This window comes from Actinomycetota bacterium (genome assembly GCA_019347675.1).
Classification (GTDB): Bacteria; Actinomycetota; Nitriliruptoria; order Nitriliruptorales; family JAHWKO01; genus JAHWKW01.
In genome coordinates, this window is sequence record JAHWKW010000015.1 from 67872 (window position 1) to 84383 (window position 16512).

General features: G+C 71.6%; 17 protein-coding genes and 1 tRNA gene. 9 read left to right on the forward strand and 9 right to left on the reverse strand.

The window, feature by feature from the left end; genetic code table 11:
- Positions 1 to 169: 169 nt before the first annotated feature.
- Together KY462_11490 and KY462_11495 are read right to left on the reverse strand one after the other, a co-directional pair.
- Positions 170 to 242 (reverse strand) — tRNA-Val (locus KY462_11490).
- A gap of 49 nt (positions 243 to 291) precedes the next feature.
- A complete protein-coding gene (locus tag KY462_11495) occupies positions 292 to 1011 on the reverse strand; it encodes an anti-sigma factor (protein MBW3578339.1) in 720 nt (239 codons plus the stop codon).
- 161 nt (positions 1012 to 1172) lie between these two features.
- Here KY462_11495 and add point away from each other — a divergent pair, with 161 nt between their 5' ends.
- Entirely contained in the window at positions 1173 to 2213 is a 1041-nt protein-coding gene (add, locus tag KY462_11500) for an adenosine deaminase (protein MBW3578340.1), read from the forward strand.
- A gap of 42 nt (positions 2214 to 2255) precedes the next feature.
- Positions 2256 to 2813: a DUF2993 domain-containing protein gene (locus tag KY462_11505; GenBank protein MBW3578341.1), complete on the forward strand. Its 558-nt coding sequence runs from the start codon at positions 2256 to 2258 to the stop codon at positions 2811 to 2813.
- Positions 2814 to 2870: 57 nt separating this feature from the next.
- Here KY462_11505 and KY462_11510 read toward each other — a convergent pair whose 3' ends face one another.
- Complete coding sequence (locus KY462_11510; protein ID MBW3578342.1) at positions 2871 to 3839, reverse strand: prolipoprotein diacylglyceryl transferase; 969 nt, start codon at positions 3837 to 3839, stop codon at positions 2871 to 2873.
- The gene (locus KY462_11515) at positions 3833 to 5020 is read right to left on the reverse strand and encodes a peptidoglycan DD-metalloendopeptidase family protein (GenBank protein ID MBW3578343.1); all 1188 of its coding nucleotides are present in this window, start codon (positions 5018 to 5020) and stop codon (positions 3833 to 3835) included. The genes KY462_11510 and KY462_11515 overlap by 7 nt, the downstream gene beginning before the upstream one ends.
- A 332-nt stretch (positions 5021 to 5352) precedes the next feature.
- Between KY462_11515 and KY462_11520 the strand changes: the two genes are divergently transcribed.
- Positions 5353 to 7314, forward strand: a complete 1962-nt coding sequence (locus KY462_11520) for a VanW family protein (protein ID MBW3578344.1) — start codon at positions 5353 to 5355, stop codon at positions 7312 to 7314.
- Positions 7315 to 7338: 24 nt separating this feature from the next.
- Here KY462_11520 and KY462_11525 read toward each other — a convergent pair whose 3' ends face one another.
- Positions 7339 to 7941, reverse strand: coding sequence for a hypothetical protein (locus tag KY462_11525; GenBank protein MBW3578345.1), 603 nt, complete (start codon positions 7939 to 7941; stop codon positions 7339 to 7341).
- A gap of 225 nt (positions 7942 to 8166) precedes the next feature.
- Between KY462_11525 and KY462_11530 the strand changes: the two genes are divergently transcribed.
- Entirely contained in the window at positions 8167 to 8619 is a 453-nt protein-coding gene (locus KY462_11530; GenBank protein ID MBW3578346.1) for a hypothetical protein, read from the forward strand.
- A gap of 75 nt (positions 8620 to 8694) precedes the next feature.
- On the forward strand, positions 8695 to 9054 hold the full coding sequence (locus KY462_11535; protein ID MBW3578347.1) for a PspC domain-containing protein: 360 nt from the start codon (positions 8695 to 8697) through the stop codon (positions 9052 to 9054).
- A gap of 4 nt (positions 9055 to 9058) precedes the next feature.
- Here KY462_11535 and KY462_11540 read toward each other — a convergent pair whose 3' ends face one another.
- The 4 genes from KY462_11540 to KY462_11555 form a co-directional block, all read right to left on the reverse strand.
- Positions 9059 to 9706 (reverse strand): ribonuclease HI, encoded by a 648-nt coding sequence (locus KY462_11540; GenBank protein ID MBW3578348.1) that lies wholly within the window; start codon positions 9704 to 9706, stop codon positions 9059 to 9061.
- A 34-nt stretch (positions 9707 to 9740) separates the two neighbouring features.
- Entirely contained in the window at positions 9741 to 10820 is a 1080-nt protein-coding gene (locus KY462_11545; GenBank protein MBW3578349.1) for a TerC family protein, read from the reverse strand.
- A 72-nt stretch (positions 10821 to 10892) separates the two neighbouring features.
- Entirely contained in the window at positions 10893 to 11168 is a 276-nt protein-coding gene (locus KY462_11550; GenBank protein MBW3578350.1) for a hypothetical protein, read from the reverse strand.
- 118 nt (positions 11169 to 11286) lie between these two features.
- A complete protein-coding gene (locus tag KY462_11555; GenBank protein MBW3578351.1) occupies positions 11287 to 12489 on the reverse strand; it encodes a hypothetical protein in 1203 nt (400 codons plus the stop codon).
- Between the two features lie 122 nt (positions 12490 to 12611).
- On the opposite strand from KY462_11555, the gene KY462_11560 reads away from it, so the two are divergent.
- The 4 genes from KY462_11560 (at position 12612) to KY462_11575 (ending at position 16487) form a co-directional block, all read left to right on the forward strand.
- Positions 12612 to 12980 carry a hypothetical protein gene (locus tag KY462_11560; protein MBW3578352.1) on the forward strand — a complete coding sequence of 123 codons (369 nt, stop codon included), beginning with the start codon at positions 12612 to 12614 and terminating at the stop codon, positions 12978 to 12980.
- 148 nt (positions 12981 to 13128) lie between these two features.
- The gene (locus KY462_11565; protein ID MBW3578353.1) at positions 13129 to 14007 is read left to right on the forward strand and encodes a PAC2 family protein; all 879 of its coding nucleotides are present in this window, start codon (positions 13129 to 13131) and stop codon (positions 14005 to 14007) included.
- Between the two features lie 96 nt (positions 14008 to 14103).
- Positions 14104 to 15432: an L-lysine 6-transaminase gene (gene lat / locus KY462_11570; protein MBW3578354.1), complete on the forward strand. Its 1329-nt coding sequence runs from the start codon at positions 14104 to 14106 to the stop codon at positions 15430 to 15432.
- 71 nt (positions 15433 to 15503) lie between these two features.
- Positions 15504 to 16487 (forward strand): carbohydrate kinase family protein, encoded by a 984-nt coding sequence (locus KY462_11575; protein MBW3578355.1) that lies wholly within the window; start codon positions 15504 to 15506, stop codon positions 16485 to 16487.
- Positions 16488 to 16512: the final 25 nt, after the last annotated feature.

A 16512-nucleotide genomic window follows, 5' to 3' on the forward strand; every position in this document is an offset into this window, starting at 1 on the left:
TCCCCCGTCGGCGACCAGCGTCAGGAACACGTCCTCGGCGGCGGGCCCGTCGTCCTTGGTGAGGAAAGGCCGCCGCGACCGCGTCGAGGGTCGTTTGGATGCCAGCGCGTCACCCGCGTGCGTCGCGGTCGGCGGGAACGGTGCTGGCCCCGCGTCGGCGGGGGCCGGGTGGGCGCGGCTGGGATCGAACCAGCGGCCTCTCGCGTGTGAGGCGAGCGCTCATCCCACTGAGCTACGCGCCCGGAACCGTTGAGGCTACCCCATGGCGGCGCCGGCGACGACGCGCGACAGTCAATCGCCGGGCGGGAGACGGACCTCGGCGAGCTGGCGGTTGCCGGGCGCGGTGGGACGCTGGCTGGCCGACTCGACGGTGACCACGACCGCGTCGGCGTCCGCGACCTGCATCGCGAACGGGACGGCGCCGTCCTGCGGGGCGCGGCCCACGTCCACCACGCTGGCACGGCCGTCGTCGACCCGCCAGAGCACCACCACCTCGTCTTCACCGAGCTCAGGGAAGGCCTCGAGGCTCACGGCCAGGTGACCGTCGGACACCGCCGCCGCACCGGTCACACCAGCCGACGTGCGCACGTCGAGCGGGTCGCCGGACGCGAGGATGGACAGGACCTCGGCCTGACGCTCCACCACCGCCTCGTAATTACCGGTGACGCGACGCAGGTGGTAGTTCCAGAACAGGACCGTCAGCACGACCATCGTGGCCAGGACGGCACCGACGCGGAGCGCCGGCCGCGACCAGCGTTCCCACCGCGAGCGGTCGTCTGCGTCGTGGTGATCGACGCGCCGAACCGTCTCGGTCGCGACGGCGGCGCGGCGACGCTCCTGGCGCTCGGTGGCTGCCAGCTCGGCCGCCAGGTCACGTAGCTCCGCGACACGTAACCGGCAGTCGCGGCAGCTGAGCAGGTGCGCGCGGAACTCCGCGGAGTCCTGCGAATCCAGGCCGCCCAGGACGTGAGCAAGGGCGAGGTCCTCGTACCGCTGGTGGGACTCGGCCATGACTTCCAGGATAACCGCGGGCCTGACGCGCCGGTTCTCCGAACGGCCTAGACCTCCCGCGGTACGGTCGGCGCGATGCGGTCGAGGAACGCCGTGTGGCGCCGCGGAACCCGGGAGGTGGCCTGCCCTGCCCGGACCGGTGGCGAGGGGTCGGAAGGCCGGTGACGCGGCCGGACGCTGCCCTCGGTGCCCGCACGCTGCGGTCCCTGCCCAAGGTCGAGCTGCACGTGCACCTGGAGGGCAGCGTCGCCGTCGACACCGCCATCGAGCTGGCACGGCGACACGGGGAGGACCCCGACCGGGTCCTGCCGCTGGTGGGCAGGCGCTACCCCAGCCGGTTCCACGGCTTCGATCGGTTCGTGCACCTGTACCTCGCCGTCAGCCGTCTGCTGCGCAGTGCCGATGACCTGGCGACGGTCGCAGCGGCGTTCGCGCGGCACCAGGCCGACCAGGGTGTGCGGTACGCCGAGGTGACGTTCACCGCGGTCACCCACGTGCGCAACGGCATGCCGCCCCGCGCGATGTGGGCGGCGGTGCGCGACGGGCTCGCCGACGGCGGGCGCGACGTCGATCTGCGTCTGGTCGTCGATGCCAGACGTGACGAGGGCGTGGCCCACGCCAACGAGACCGTGGGGCTGGTCGAGTCGGCGGACGCCCCGGTGGTCGGACTCGGTCTGACCGGCGTCGAGGGTTCCTACCCGGAGCGCGACTTCGCCGTCCTGCGCCGGGCGGCGGACCGGCTGGAGCTGGGGCTGACCGTCCACGCCGGCGAGACCGGCAGCCCCGGCAACGTGCGCGACGCCCTCGACGACCTCGGCGCCGACCGCATCGGACACGGCATCGCCTCCGTGCACGACCCCGCGCTCCTGGCCAGGCTTGTCCGCGACCAGGTGCCGCTGGAGGTGTGCCCGTCGTCGAACGTGGCACTGGGCGTGGTGGGATCACTCGACGAGCACCCGTTCCCGCAGCTGTGGCACGCCGGAGCCGACGTCACCATCAACAGCGACGACCCGCCGTTGTTCTCCACAACGCTGACCGACGAGCTGCGCCACGCCACCCGGCTGGCGGGCCTGCGGCCCTCCGACCTGGCGGAGCTGCAGCGCCGTGCCGCCCGGGCGGCGTTCGCTCCCCGCGACGTGCGTGCGCGGTTGGTGGCGGAGATCGACGAGTGGGAGTCCACCGCCGACCACGGACGGGCGTGACCGTCCTACGCTCGTCGGAGGTCGACGCTTCTAGGAGCCGACGTGCGGATCATCAAGTGGATGCTGCTCGGGGTGGTGGTCCTCGCCGTGCTGGTCGAGCTGGCCGTCCCACGCTTCGCCGCAGCCAGGATCGAGGCCGGCGTTCGCGAGCGGGTGCGCGACGCGGCGGGCATCGACGCCCGTCTGGGCGACTTCCCGGTCGTGACCCGTTACCTGGTCACCGGGAAGGTCGACGAGGTGCGGGTGGTCCTGCGCGACGTCGTCCGCCAGGAGGTGCCCTTCACCCGGGTCCGCTTCGACCTGGACGGCGTGTCGCTGGACCGCGCTGCGCTCGTCCGCGGCGAGGTCGAGGTGACCGACATGGACACCGGGCGCGTGACCGCACAGATCGACACCTCGGACCTCGGCCCCGCCGGTGAGCAGATCCCCGACCGGGTGGACGTGGCGGGGCGCCAGCTCCGGCTGGGCGAGGCGGTCCGGGTCGCGATCCCCGACGAGCTGGTGCCATGCCCACCCCGGGCGGAAGTCGAGCCCGGACAGGTGGTCCTCACCTGCACCCTCGACCAGGTCCCGTCGATCCTGGTCCGCGCGGTCGGCTGACGGCACCGGCGGTCGCCGCCGTTCGCGCAGCGCGCCCGGTGTGATCCGGCGGGGGTGTCACGTGTCGCCGGCGTGATCGTCGCGGCGTGGCGGGGCGTGCGGGAAGTCGGGGGGGTCCCACACCCAAGGTCGCCGCTGCCACGGCCGGCGCCAGCGCAGGAACACGGTCAGGGCGGCGATCGCGGCCAGCGCAGCGTACTGCGAACCGGTCAGCCCCAGCAGGCGCCGGTCCTGACGCAGGAAGTCCGAGACGAAGCGGGCGGCGGCGTACCAGTACACGAAGACCGTGATGAGGAAGCCGTTCCAGCGGGGCTTGCGCTCCAACCACAGCAGGAGAGCCAGGAGCAGCCCGGCCTGAACGAGGTCGTAGAGAGCCGTCTGATGCACCGCCACGTCGAAGCAGCCCTGGGTCTGCCCGGCGTACGGCGGCCCGGCCTGTGGGGGCACAGGGTCGCCGAAGGCCCGCAGCGTGTTGGTGGCTCGATCCCAGTAGTTCCCGGTACACCGCCACGCCAGTGGCCACCCGCCTGCCGGGTCACCCAGGTGGTCGCCGATCGCCAGGTCCCCCAACCGCCCGATCGCGATCCCGGCCGCGAGCCCCGGGGCGGCCGAGTCCATCAGCAGGTCGAAGCGGTAGCCGGCGCGGCGCACCTGCGGGAGGGCGGCCAGGATGGCACCGGCGAGTCCGCCCAGGAGCGTGAGGCCCCCTTCCCACACGCGCAGGATCGCGATCGGATCGCGGGCGTACTGGTCGAAGTGGGTCAGGACGTAGAACGCGCGCGCACCGATCACCGCACCGATCAGCGCCCGGACCAGCAGGTCGTTGACCGCGGCGGGGATGTCGTGCACGTAGACGTCGGCGATCCCGCGTCGCTCCGTGCGGCGCAGCAGCAGGACGGCCCCGACCAGGAACCCCGCGGCGGTCCCGATGCCGTGAGGGGAGACGGCGAGGTCTCCCGCGATCGGGATGCGCTCGAGGATCGGCCAGGTCAGGTCGGCCACGAGGAGCACGGCCAGCGTCAGCACCTGCCCGGCAGGTACCGACGCGGATCGACGGGTGTGCCGCTCACACGCGTCTCGAAGTGCAGGTGCGAACCGGTCGAGTACCCGGTGCTCCCGACGCTGCCGATGCGCTGGCCCTGGGCGACCCGCTGGCCGTCCGCGACGGCGAACGCGCTTTGGTGCGCGTAGGCGGTGACGACCCCGTCGCCGTGCGCGATCAGCGTCAGGCGCCCGTACCCGCCCTGCCAACCGACGAAGAGGACCTGCCCGGCCTTGGCAGCGAAGATCGGGTCGCCGGTGTTGCCGTCGATGTCGATCCCGGTGTGCATCCGTCCCCAGCGGCGGCCGAACCCGGATGTGACCCGGTCGCAGCGTGGCCACGCGTACCCGCCGACGCCGACGGCGGCGGGGACGGCCCCCCGCGCGGAGCGGGTGGAGGAGGCCGAGGCGGCGGACCGCGCGGCGCGGGCGGCCGCCTCCTTTCGGCGGATCAGCTGCTCGACGCGCCGCGACTCCGCCTCCAGGTCCTCGCGCTGCTCCTCGAGCCCAGCGACGTTGGCGCGGGCCGCAGCGGCCTGGAGGGCGCGGTCTCGGCGCAGTTCGGCGACCTGTGCCAGCAGCCGCTCCTGCTCGACCTTCATCGCGGCCAGGTGGTCGCGTTCGGCAGCCAGGCGGACGCGCTCGGCATCGGTGGCGGTCCGGGTGGCGACGAGGCCTTCGAGGGCGGCCCGGTCCGACGACGACAGCGCCTGGACGTACGCCCCGCGATCGAGCGCCTCGCCGAGCGAGCCGGCGCTCAGTACCGCCTCGAAGGGCAGGCCGGCACCCCGCTTGTACAGCGTCGCTGCGCGGCTGGCGAACGCGTCACGCTGGGCGGCCATCTGGTCCTGTAGCTGAGCGACCCGCCCCGCCGCCTCGTCCACCGCGAGCTGCTGACGGTCCAGGGCAGCGGCCGCCTCGTTGACGGCCTCCTCGAGGAGCGACAAGCGGGCGTCGGCGTCGCGGAGCGCCTGGTCCGCGTCGCGCTGCTCCGCGCGGGCGCTTCTCAGCTGCGCTTCGACCGCGGACACCTTCCGGCGGGCGTCGTCCAGAGCCCGCTGGTCGTGGCCGGTGCCGTGGGCGGAGGCAACCGACGGGGCGAGGGCGACGACGAGGCTGGCGACCGCTGCGGCGGCGAACGCCTGGACGCGACGGGCAGCCGTCAACCGCTTGCTCCTCGCGGTGGGTGCAGGCGCCGCCACCCCGCGGCGCTGGTCGGCCAGCGACCCTAGCAAGCCCGGTCGCCCGCGGGAGCACAGCGGTGCGGGCCGCGATCAGCGAGGGAGAGCTCTGCGACGTGCTCGGGCAGTTGCCGCCGGACATCCCCGGCGTGTCAGCTGACGGCTCGCAGCTGGCTGGAGAGCGAACATCACGAACCGCGCTGGCTCTCTGTTATCCTCCGCGGATCCGGCGGGAACATCTGCGGGTCGGCGCAGGTTGTGTGCGCTCGGACGTCGCGCGATGTGGTGCGGCTTCCCCCGCCGACACGGGGATCTCGATGAGCACCATGCACCGCCCTCCTTCACCGGAGACGGCCGTCACGACGTCGGACCAGGACGCGATCCCGCCACCGTCGCCGCCGTTCGCCCGCCGCCGCGTCATCGTCGCCGCGGCGGTGCTGGCGGTCGTCGTGATCGCGTTCGTCGGGGCGCTCCGCCTGGTCCACCGCGGAGAGGTCCTCCCCGGCGTCGTGGTCGACGGCGTCGAGGTCGGCGGCCTGGGCCGCCAGGATGCCCACGCGGCGCTGATGCAGCTCGTCGCGGCCCGTCAGAGCGACCCGGTCACCTTCACCCTCGAGGGGCGTGAGTTCGCCTACGTCCCGGGTACCGAGGGGTACGGGGCCGACCTGGCCGCAGCGGTCGACCGGGCGATGGCGCCCGGGCGTGACCGCAACGTGCTCGCCGACAGCTGGACGCACGTGGCGTCGCTGTCGGGCCGCCGGATCGAGGTCAGCCTCGTCGACCGTTCCAACGAGGAACGTGCCCGTGCGTTCGTCACCGACGTGGCCGAGCAGGTCGACCGGGAACCGTTCGTCGGTCGGGTCACCGCCGATCCCGACACCCTCGTCGTGACCGCCGAGCCGCCCGCCGACGGCGTCCGCGTCAAGCAGGAACAGGCGCTGGATCAGCTCCTGGCGGCGATCCGTGTGGCCGGGCCTCAGTCCATGCCGCTGCCGGCCGAGGTCCTGCCGGTGGATATCGCCCCGGAGCAGGTCGACCGTGTCGCCGCGCAGGCGCGGCATGCGCTCGCCGAGCCGCTGAGGCTGACCGCCCACGGCAGCACGGTGGCGGTGCTGGATCCCGGCGACGTCGCTCCGCTGATCGCGGCAACCGTCAACGAGTCCGGCGCGTTCGTCCTTCACGTGCCGGTCGACGCGGTGCGTTCCGCGTTCGCGCCCTACCTCGACCGGCTCAACGTCGCGCCCCGCTCGGCGACGTTCGAGGTCATCGGCGGCCTGGTGGCCTTCGACGACAAGGACGACGCGACCTGGGAGCCCAAGCCGGCGGACCTCCGCCTCGTCCCCAGCGCGGACGGCGCCGAGTTCGACCCCGAGCGCACCGCCCGCCAGCTCACGGAGCTGCTGACGAGCGGAACCCGCCGAGCCGCCCTCGACCTGGTCGTCGTCGAGCCGGACCTGACGACGGAACAGGCCCGGGGGCTTGGCGTCACCAAGCTGATCGGGACGTTCACCACCTACCACGAGTGCTGCAAGAACCGCGTCCGTAACATCCAGCGGATGGCGGATCTGATCCGCGGGAAGGTGCTGCGGCCGGGCGAGACCTTCTCGATCAACGCCCACGTCGGGGAACGCACCCGCGCGAAGGGGTTCGCGGCCGACGGCACGATCGTGGGCGGCGAGTACGTCAACGAGGTCGGGGGTGGGGTGTCGCAGTTCGCCACGACCGCGTACAACGCGGCGTTCTTCGCCGGGATCGACATCGTCGAGCACAAGGCCCACAGCTACTTCATCTCGCGGTACCCGATGGGCCGCGAGGCGACCCTGTACTACCCGGGGGTCGACCTGAAGCTGCGCAACGACAGCGACAACGGGATCCTGATCCATACCTCGTACACCGACAGGTCGATCACGGTGTCGCTGTTCGGTGACAACGGTGGCCGCCGGGTGACGGCCGTCCACGGACAGCCGACGAACTGGCGCGACCACCGCACCGTCTACCGCGACAACCCGAGCCTGCGACCGGGCAGCTCCCGGCGGGTGCAGGCGGGCGGCCGTGGTTTCGATGTGACCGTCACCAGGACCATCGACCGTGACGGTCGCAGCACCGAGCAGCGGATCTTCACCCGCTACGAGGCGCCGCTGGAGATCGTCGAGCGCAACGACCGCGCCGCCCCGCCGCCTGCTCCCGCCCCGGAGCAGCCGGCCGGCGACGACCCGCCGCCGGCCGCTGACGCGTCGGCTCCGCCCCCCGAACAACCGCAGGCACCACCCCCACAGTGACGCAGGCGTCGGCCCGCACGGGGGTCAGCGTCTGCCGTCGGTGTACAGGCCGAGCGCTGTGAGCTCCAGCGCTGCCAGCGCGCGGTAGTCGCCGGCGGCGAGTGCTGCGCCGGGGTCGTCGACCGCGCGACGGAGCACGGCGAGGCTGCGGTTGGCCGCGGCCCGGTAGGCGAACAGCCGCAGATCGGCGCCCTCGTCGCGGAGCAGCACGGCGGCCGTGGCCTCGCGGACCCACCGCACCCGCCCCGGGACGTACCAGGCCAGCACGCCGACGATCAAGACCGTGGCGCTGGCCACCGCCAGCACCATCGCCAGCGTCGCCACCGCTTCCTGGTGGCTCCGCCCCGCCGCTTCGAGACCGCGTCCCGCGTCGGCGACCACGGCGAACGGCGTGCGCAGCGGCGCCCCGGCCAGCGGCAGCTCCCTGATCTGGTCGGCGATCCTGTCGAAGCCGTCCGCGAACCGCGCACCGGTGCGCTCGATCCTCGCGCCGGGCTCCGCGAGGCGGCGCACCACGCGGTGGAAGCCACGCGCGATCCACACCACGCCCACGACCCACAGCGCGACCGCGGCGTCGCCAGCGACCTGTCGCACGCGAACCGTCACGTGCTCGGCGTAGAACGTCATCGATCCCTCCTCGTTCGCATCCGACACGCGGCTGGCGACCCCCGCCACGGGGACGCTTCGCCGCATCCTCCAATCCCGGACACATCCACGCACCACCCGGGACGTCCAGACGACACGTGCGGCGGAGGGAGTCGCGACGGGCGGTCGCGTCGGCCAGGTCTGGCGGTAGCAGACCTGCGATCTCATGACGACCATGGGAACATGGCGCAAAAGGAGAGGGAGGCAATGAAGCTCCGCGTGGTGTTGGACAGCGTGCGCATCATGAACGACCGCGATCCTGCGATGGAGCCGTTGCGGCTCCGCGAGGCCGACCGCGGGACCCGCCCGGCGGACACGCGCCTCCACCTCGACGTCCGGGTGCACACCCGCAACCACGACGGCGTCGAGCAGCACATCCGCCTGCCGCGCCAGCGGTACTACAAACCGCGGTCGCTGTACTCGATCCGCATCGAGGAGCCCGTCTTCGAGGGTGACATCGAGGACCACCTCGCCGTCCGCATCGCTGCGCTGCCGCACGATGCCGACGGCCCCGCAGAGGCGGTCGACACCTACACGCGCGAGTTCGAGGGCGACCCGCAGTCGTGGCTGGGACGGTACGGGCCGCAGGACGCGAGCGGACCCGAACACCTCGGGTTCTGGCAGGTCTACTACCACATCGAAGCCCCCGACGAGTCGTGAACCAGTGACCTCGACCGCGCGTGCCTTCCCGCCACCGGCGCCCAAGGAGCCGATCCGATGAGCGACCGCGAGCAGATGCGTGACCGGCTGACACCGACCGGTTTGCAAGACGCCGTCGACGACGAGCCGCTTCGGCGCCCCACCGGGGCCGCCGCCTTCGGGGGGGCGCCAGCGTCAGGCGACGACACTGCCGCCTCGACCGCTCCAACGCAGCAGCCCGCGGGCGGCGGCCCCCCTGCGCCATCACGGCGACGCCGGCTCGTCCGCAGCCGCGACGACCGCATGATCGCCGGGGTCTGTGGAGGCATCGCCCGCTATCTGGGCGTCGACTCCACGATCGTGCGGGTGGTGTTCGTCGTCGGGGCATTCGCGTTCGGCCCTGGCCTGGTGGCCTACCTGGTCCTGTGGATCGCCATGCCGAACGAGCCCCGTTGAGCGATCACAGCTGTTGTCGGGTGTAGGCGGTCGACAACGAGTCGGCGTACTCGTTCCAGCGGTTCCCGGCGTGGGCGGGGATCCATTCGATCCGCAGCTCGGGACGCTCCTGGAACCGGCGGTACGCCTCCTTGACGAGATCCAGGTTGGAGACCTCGCCGGTCTTGCGGGTCCAGCCTCGTCTCTCCCAGCCGGCGGCCCACTTGGTGATCGTGTCGTGCACCAGCCGACTGTCGGTGTACACCGTCGCCGACGTCGCTGAGGGCACGAGATCGCAGCCGCGGATCACGGCCGTCAACTCCATCCGGTTGTTGGTGGTGTGCGGCTCGTGGCCGTGGCTCTGCACGACGATCTCACCGTCCACCACGTACACCGCCCCCCAACCACCCGGCCCCGGGTTGGGGTTGGCACTGCCGTCGGTGAAGACACCGCTGTCGGGCCCGCCGCTGTACCGCGACAGCACCTCGGCCAGCGTGAGGTTCTCCTGCAGACCATGTCCCGGCCTGTCGCCTCTGGCCTGCCCCCCGGGAGCGCCGGACACATCCTGGTGGCACGACCGGCAGTGGCGCGGCGTCCAGCCCGGGTACCGGCTGCGCACGTCGTCGGGGACCGAGAAGTTCGTGCCACAGCGTTCGCAGGTCAACTCGGACATGCGGCCAGGGTAAGCAGTCGGCGGCTGCCCGGCTCTACTCCCCCGGTGTCGCCCCCGCCTCCTGCGGTGAGCTCTCGATCGGCGACTCGGACGGGCTCGCCTGCTGCAGCCGACGCTCGATCTCCGCGTCGGGGAGCGGGTTGCGCACCGACATGACGGTCGCAACCGTCAGCACGACGGCGACCAGAACCAGCGGCGCCCACGGGGGGATGTGCACGATCGTCCACTCCGGCAGGTGGACACGTCCCGCGTCCTGGAGGTGCACCAGCTCCTCGTAGATCAGCTTCACCCCGACGATCCCCAGGATCAGCGCCAGGCCGGTATCGAGGTAGCGGAACCGCGCGACCAGGTCCGCCAGGAGGAAGTACAGGGCACGCAGTCCCAGCAGCGCCATGGCGTTGGACGAGAACACCAGGAAGGCGTTGCGGGTGATCCCGAAGATCGCCGGGATGGAGTCGACGGCGAAGATGATGTCGGTCGTCTCGATCACGACCAGCACCGCGAACAGCGGCGTGGCCCACACAGCTCGGCGGCTGGAGGGGCGCCCGGCCTCCTCCTCGGTGAGCTCGGACCCGCGCACGAACAGCTTCTGACCGTGGAAGCTGTGGGTCATGGGGACCACACGTCGGACGAGGTTCAGCACCGGATTGTCGGCCGGGTCGACCTCGACCCCTTCGTGTCTGCCGAGCCTGTACGCGGTGTAGATCAGGAAGCCCCCGAACAGGAACGCCACCCACGAGAACCTGGCCAGCAGGGCGGCGCCGACCGCGATGAACAGGCCCCGGAAGACGAACGCGCCGAGGATCCCATAGAACAGCACGCGGTGCTGGTACTTGTTGGGGACGCGGAAGTAGCTGAAGATCAGGACGAACACGAAGAGGTTGTCGACCGACAGGCTCTTCTCGATCAGGTACCCGGTGAGGTACTCTTGGGTGGCCTGGCCACCCAGCCACATCCAGACCACGACCGCGAACAGCAGTCCGAGCCCGATCCACGCCGCGGACGCCACCGCGGCCTCGCGGGTGGTGACCCGATGTGCCTCGCGGTGGAACACCAACAGGTCGAGCAGCAGGAACGCCACCGTCGCGGCGATGAACGCGACCCACGCCCACAGCGGGACATCCCCGGTCCCGGACTGCTGTGCGAGGATCGCCCCGATCTCCGGGGCGGCCGCGTGTCGCACGCGTTACGAACGGTCGGCGGCGACCTCGCGGTCGAGCCGCAGCTCCTGCGGGGCGAGGCGCTGGCCGAACCACTGCTTGGAGTAACGGCTGGGGAGCCCACGGCGCAGGAGGAACTCCACCGGCTGCGCTTCGAGGTCGAACCCGACGGCCAGCTCACACTGGTCGCAGCGGTACTTGCCGAGTCCCTGCTGGGTCGCGACGAGGTACTGCGTCCCGTCGCAACGCGTGCAGGGCCGCTGGTCGGGGACGGTCCGCTCGAGCGTGCCAGTGTCGTTCATGTGCTCACCGTACCTGCGACCTCCGTGTCGGGTCCCGGTCGTTCGAACGAAGGTTCCCTGTCCCGGGCGTGGCGGTCGGGGAGCGTCACCGAGTCTAGGCAACCCCCGGCGTCACGGATCATGCCCGTCGACAGACGTACGCCCGCGCCCCCGTATCGAGGCGGACCAGGTGCAGCGTGCGTCCCCGTGGGCCGCGTCGGGGGCGTCCCACGTCGCGCCAGAAACGTTCCACGTCCACGTCGACACCGTGGGTGCGGATCTCGACCGGGACATCCCCGTGCGCAGCCAGCCACGCGCGGACGGCGCGGGCGCGCAGCGGGAGCTCGGCTTCGACCGCCCACGTCCGCCACCACGGTGACCGGTCGGGCCGCTGGCCGACCGACAGCAGCGCCCGATGGCGGGCGATGCGCCAGCCGCCGAAACCTGCGCCGAGCGCGTCGTGGAGGCGGGCGCGGACCGCGGCGGGCGCGCACTCGACCAGCCAATCCCCGGCTGGCCGGACCGGTAGATGCTCGGCGTCGCGGTCGCGGGAGCAGGTCAACGGCGGGGCGTCGGCACGCAACAGCGTCGCGGTGGCGACCTGCCCGTTGCGGCGCAGCAGACGACCCCACACCACCGCTTCGACCAGTTCCGCACCGACCTGGATGAACTCCAGCTCCCCCGGTGGAAGATCGGGGTCGTCCAGCGACACGGCCGGCGAGAGCACCACGGCGTACCCGCGTGCCGCCGCCAGCACCGGCTGCAACGCATCCAACGGCGGGTCGTACGCAGCCAGTCGTCGGGCCCGCCCACGAGGGCCACGCCGCGAGGGATCCACGTGCACCACGACGCCAGGTCGCGTCGGAGGACGTCGCGCGTCACCCACCACCGGCCGGACGGCAACGGCCCGGACCGTGGCGTTGTGCCGGGCGAGGACCAGGCGGGCCTCGTCGCGATCGACCGCAGCGACCACGCTGCCCTGGCGGGCGATCGCCAGGGCGTCACCGCCGACGCCGCTGCACAGGTCCGCGACGAACGGGACGTCGCGGAACCGCGTCGCACGCCACGCCGACACGGCCGGGTGGCTGGCCTGTTCCAACGCATCCGGTGTGAACAGCAGGGCGTCGGCGTCGCGGTGGACGCCTCTGGCTCGGCGGCGCGCATCCGCGCATGCCATCACAGCGGCGCCGCGGGTCGGGCTCAGCCCATCTGCGCGCAGGTCGGACCCGACCTGGAGAGGATCCTCGCCCCGGTCGAGTCGTGCCGTGGCGTCCGCGACCGCGGCCAACCCCTGCGGACCGGCGACCCAACGGGCGACGTCGGGCGGGAGCGAACCGCTCACCGGACCGCCACAACCGGCCTTGTACGCAGCTGTTCCCTCGACTTGCGCGGGTTGTCGCCTAGTCTGCCCCATGCGTGCCGCCGCGGGCGGCGACGAACCGGCGAGATGGAGGCGACGCACCGATGGCAGCACCGAGGAAGTCCGCGGGCAAGAAGACGGCCGCCCAGAAAGCCACAGCCCAGAAAGCCACAGCCAAGAAGGCCACAGCCAAGAAGGCTGCGACGAAGAGAGCGCCGGCCAAGAAGGCCGCCAAGAAGAGCGCGGCGAAGCAGCCGTCGGTGCGTTCAGCGGCGGCCAAGGCCCGGGGCGCGGCCGAGGACATCTCGGTCGTCGTCACCAGTAGGGTCAAGCAGACGCTGAACAACCTCGACATGCGCATGGACAGCGAGCTCGCGCACGAGGTCAACCGGCGGGTCCAGAACATGCTGAGTCAGGCCGCGGAACGTGCGAGGTCCAACAAGCGCAGCACCGTCCGACCGCACGACCTGTGAGGCGAGACCGGACGAAGTGACATCAGGCACTGCGCCGCCCTGATGTTCACGCACGTCGGCCCGCGGCCACGTCGATCGACGGTCGGCCGGTGGGATCACTCCGGTCACGGCAGCGGTCGCGACCCACCGTTCCTACCATGGGATCCGCATGGAACTGCTCCGCTTCGATGGGCCACTCGACGAGACGCTGGTCGAGCCGGTCATGGTCGTGGCGTTGGACGGGTGGACCGACGCGGGCAGGTGCGGGTCGGTGGCGGCGGAGCGCCTGCAGGCGCAGTGGCACGCCCAGGTCGTGGCGTCCTTCGACGGCGACGCCCTGTACGACTACCGCGACCGGCGTCCGATCCTGTCCATCGATCGCGGGCTGCTCGGCGAGCCGACGTGGCCGTCGCTCGATGTCTTCCACCTGCACGCCGGGGGGGACAAGGACGTGCTGCTGGTGCAAGGCGGCGAGCCCGATTTCGCGTGGCGGCAGCTGTGCGCCGACATCGTCGAGCTCGCCGCCCACACCGGTGCCCAGCGATACGTGGGGTTGGGAGCGGTCCCGGCACCGGTCCCCCACACCCGCCCGACCCGGCTCACCACGACCGGGAGTGACGAAGAGCTGCTCGACCGGTTCGGGCGCCCCCACGAGCGGTTGACGGTCCCGGCGTCCTGCCAGGTGATCATCGAAGCGGCCCTGCGCGACGCAGGCCTGCGCACGTTGGGCCTGTGGGCCCGCATCCCCCACTACGTCGCCGGGGAGTACCCCGCCGGGGCGTTGGTGCTACTCGACGAGCTCGCCGCGATCGTCGAGGCGGACGTGGACCTGTCGGAGGTGCGCGCCGACGCCGACGCCCACCGTCAGCGGCTGGACCTCGCGGCGCGGAGCAGCGACGAGATCTCGTCGCACATCCAGCAGTTGGAGGCCGCCTACGACGCCGATGTCGAGGCCGAAGCCAGCTTCGGACCGCTGCCCAGCGGCGACGAGATCGCTGCGGAGTTCGAGCAGTTCCTGCGGCGCCAGAGCGAGCCTGACGACCACTGATCCCGCTGGGCACAGATGAGCGCCCGGCGAGCGCCACGTCGGCGGACCTACCCTGCGGGCGGCATGGCGGCACGTTCCGCGACGACGGGATGATCCATGGTCGATCCGCGGGTCGATCCTCGCGACGTGCTGCACACGCTGGGTCGGCACATGCTGACCGAGAGCTTCGACTTCGTCCTGGATGCCACGGCGAGTCACGGAGTGTGGCTTGTGGACGCCCGTGACGGCAGTGAGCATCTCGACCTGTTCTCGTTCTTCGCCTCGAACACGCTCGGGATGAACCACCCTGCCCTGGTCGCCGATGACGAGTTCCGTGAGCGGCTGGCGGACGTTGCGCTGCACAAACCGTCGAACTCGGATATCTACAGCGTGGAGCTCGCCCGCTTCACCGACACGTTCGAGCGCGTCCTGGGTGATCCGGCGCTGCCCCGGTACTTCTTCATCGAAGGCGGGGCCATGGCGGTGGAGAACGGACTGAAGGTCGCGTTCGACTGGAAGTCACAACGCAACGAGCAGGCCGGCCGGTCACCCGACCTGGGGACGCGGGTGCTGCACCTGCAGGGGGCGTTCCACGGCCGCAGCGGGTACACCATGTCGGTCACCGACACGGAGCCGATGAAAACCGCCCGTTTCCCCCGGTTCGACTGGCCACGCGTACCGGTCCCGGCGGTGCGGTTCCCGCTCGAGGACCACCTGGCCGAACTCGAGCACGCCGAGGAGCGAGCGCTTCAACAAGCCGCCGCAGCGTTCGCCCGGTACGCGCACGACATCGCGTGCTTCATCGCCGAGCCGATCCAGGGTGAGGGTGGCGACAACCACATGCGCGGCGTGTTCCTGCAGCGGATGCAGGACCTGTGCCATGAGCACGATGCACTGTTCGTCCTCGACGAGGTCCAGACCGGCGTCGGTCTGACCGGTTCGCGCTGGTGCTACGAGCAGCTGGGCCTCGAGCCCGACATCGTCGCCTACGGCAAGAAGGTGCACGTCGGGGGGATCATGGCGGGGCGGCGCGTCGAGGACGTCGCGTCGAACGCCTTGCGGACGCCATCCCGGCTGAACTCGACCTTCGGTGGGAACCTCACGGACATGGTCCGCGCCACGCGGATCCTCGAGCTGTTCGACGCTGACCGGCTGGCCGAGCGGGCGGCCGCGTCCGGGAAGGTCCTGGTCGAGCTGCTCATGCAACTGGCCGCGGAACACCCGCACATGGTCGGCAACGTCCGCGGGCGCGGCTTGATGTGCGCCTTCGACCTGCCGGACCGCTCGACCCGCGACGCGGTCCGCCAACGGCTGTTCGACGAGGAACGCGTGATGATGCTCGGCTGCGGTGAACGCAGCTTGCGCTTCCGTCCTCCGCTGACGATCGAGGGTGGCGAGCTCCGCGTCGGAGTCGACGCCATCGATCGGGTCCTCACCCGGTCATGAGGCAACGCCGGCACTCGACCGGCCGAGTGCACCCCTGCGCTACGGTGCCGCGGACCGATCCAGGGGAGAGTATGCGGATCGCCGTCACCGGCTCGATCGCCAACGACTACCTGATGCGGTTCCCCGGGCGGTTCAGCGAACTCATCCTCGCCGACCAGCTGGACCGGCTCTCGCTCAGCTTCCTGGTTGACGAGCTCGAGGTGCGGCGCGGCGGCGTCGCGGCGAACATCTGCTTCGGCATGGCACAGCTCGGTCTCCGCCCCGTCCTGGTCGGAGCCGCGGGGCACGACTTCGCCGACTACCGCGCCTGGCTGGAGCGACACGGCGTGGACGCACACTCCGTGCACATCTCCGAGCTCAAGCACACCGCGCGATTCCACTGCACGACCGATATCGATAACCGCCAGATCGCGTCCTTCTACGCCGGGGCGATGGAGGAAGCCCGGCTGATCGAGCTTGCACCGGTGCTCGAGCGCGTCGGCGGGATCGACCTGGTGGTGATCTCGCCCAACGATCCCCAGGCCATGCTGCGCCACACCGACGAGGCCCGCCGAGCCGGGATCGCGTTCGTGGCCGACCCGAGCCAGCAGCTGGCCCGGATGGCGGGCCCCGAGATCCGCCGGCTCGTCGACGGCGCGGCGTACCTCATCACCAACGACTACGAACGCACGATCATGGAGTCCAAGACCGGCTGGTCACACGCCGAGGTCCTCGCACGGGTCGGGGTCCGCGTCACCACACACGGGTCCAACGGCTGCGAGATCGAGACCGCCGGGGGGCAGGCACTGCACGTGCCGGCGTGCCCGGAGAACGAGGTCGTGGACCCCACCGGCGTCGGGGACGGCTTCCGGGCGGGGTTCCTGACCGCCCACGCCTGGGGCCTGACCGCGAAACGCTCGGCGCAGATCGGCAGTCTGCTCGCGACGCTCGTCCTCGAGTCGCTCGGTACCCAGCAGTACGTGGTCGAGCCCAACGCGTTCGTGGAGCGCCTGGCACGCGCGTACGGGCAGGAGGCCGCCGACGACGTCGCCCCACACATCGCAGCCCGCGTCTGACCGGGTCGGGCGGCAGACGCGGACG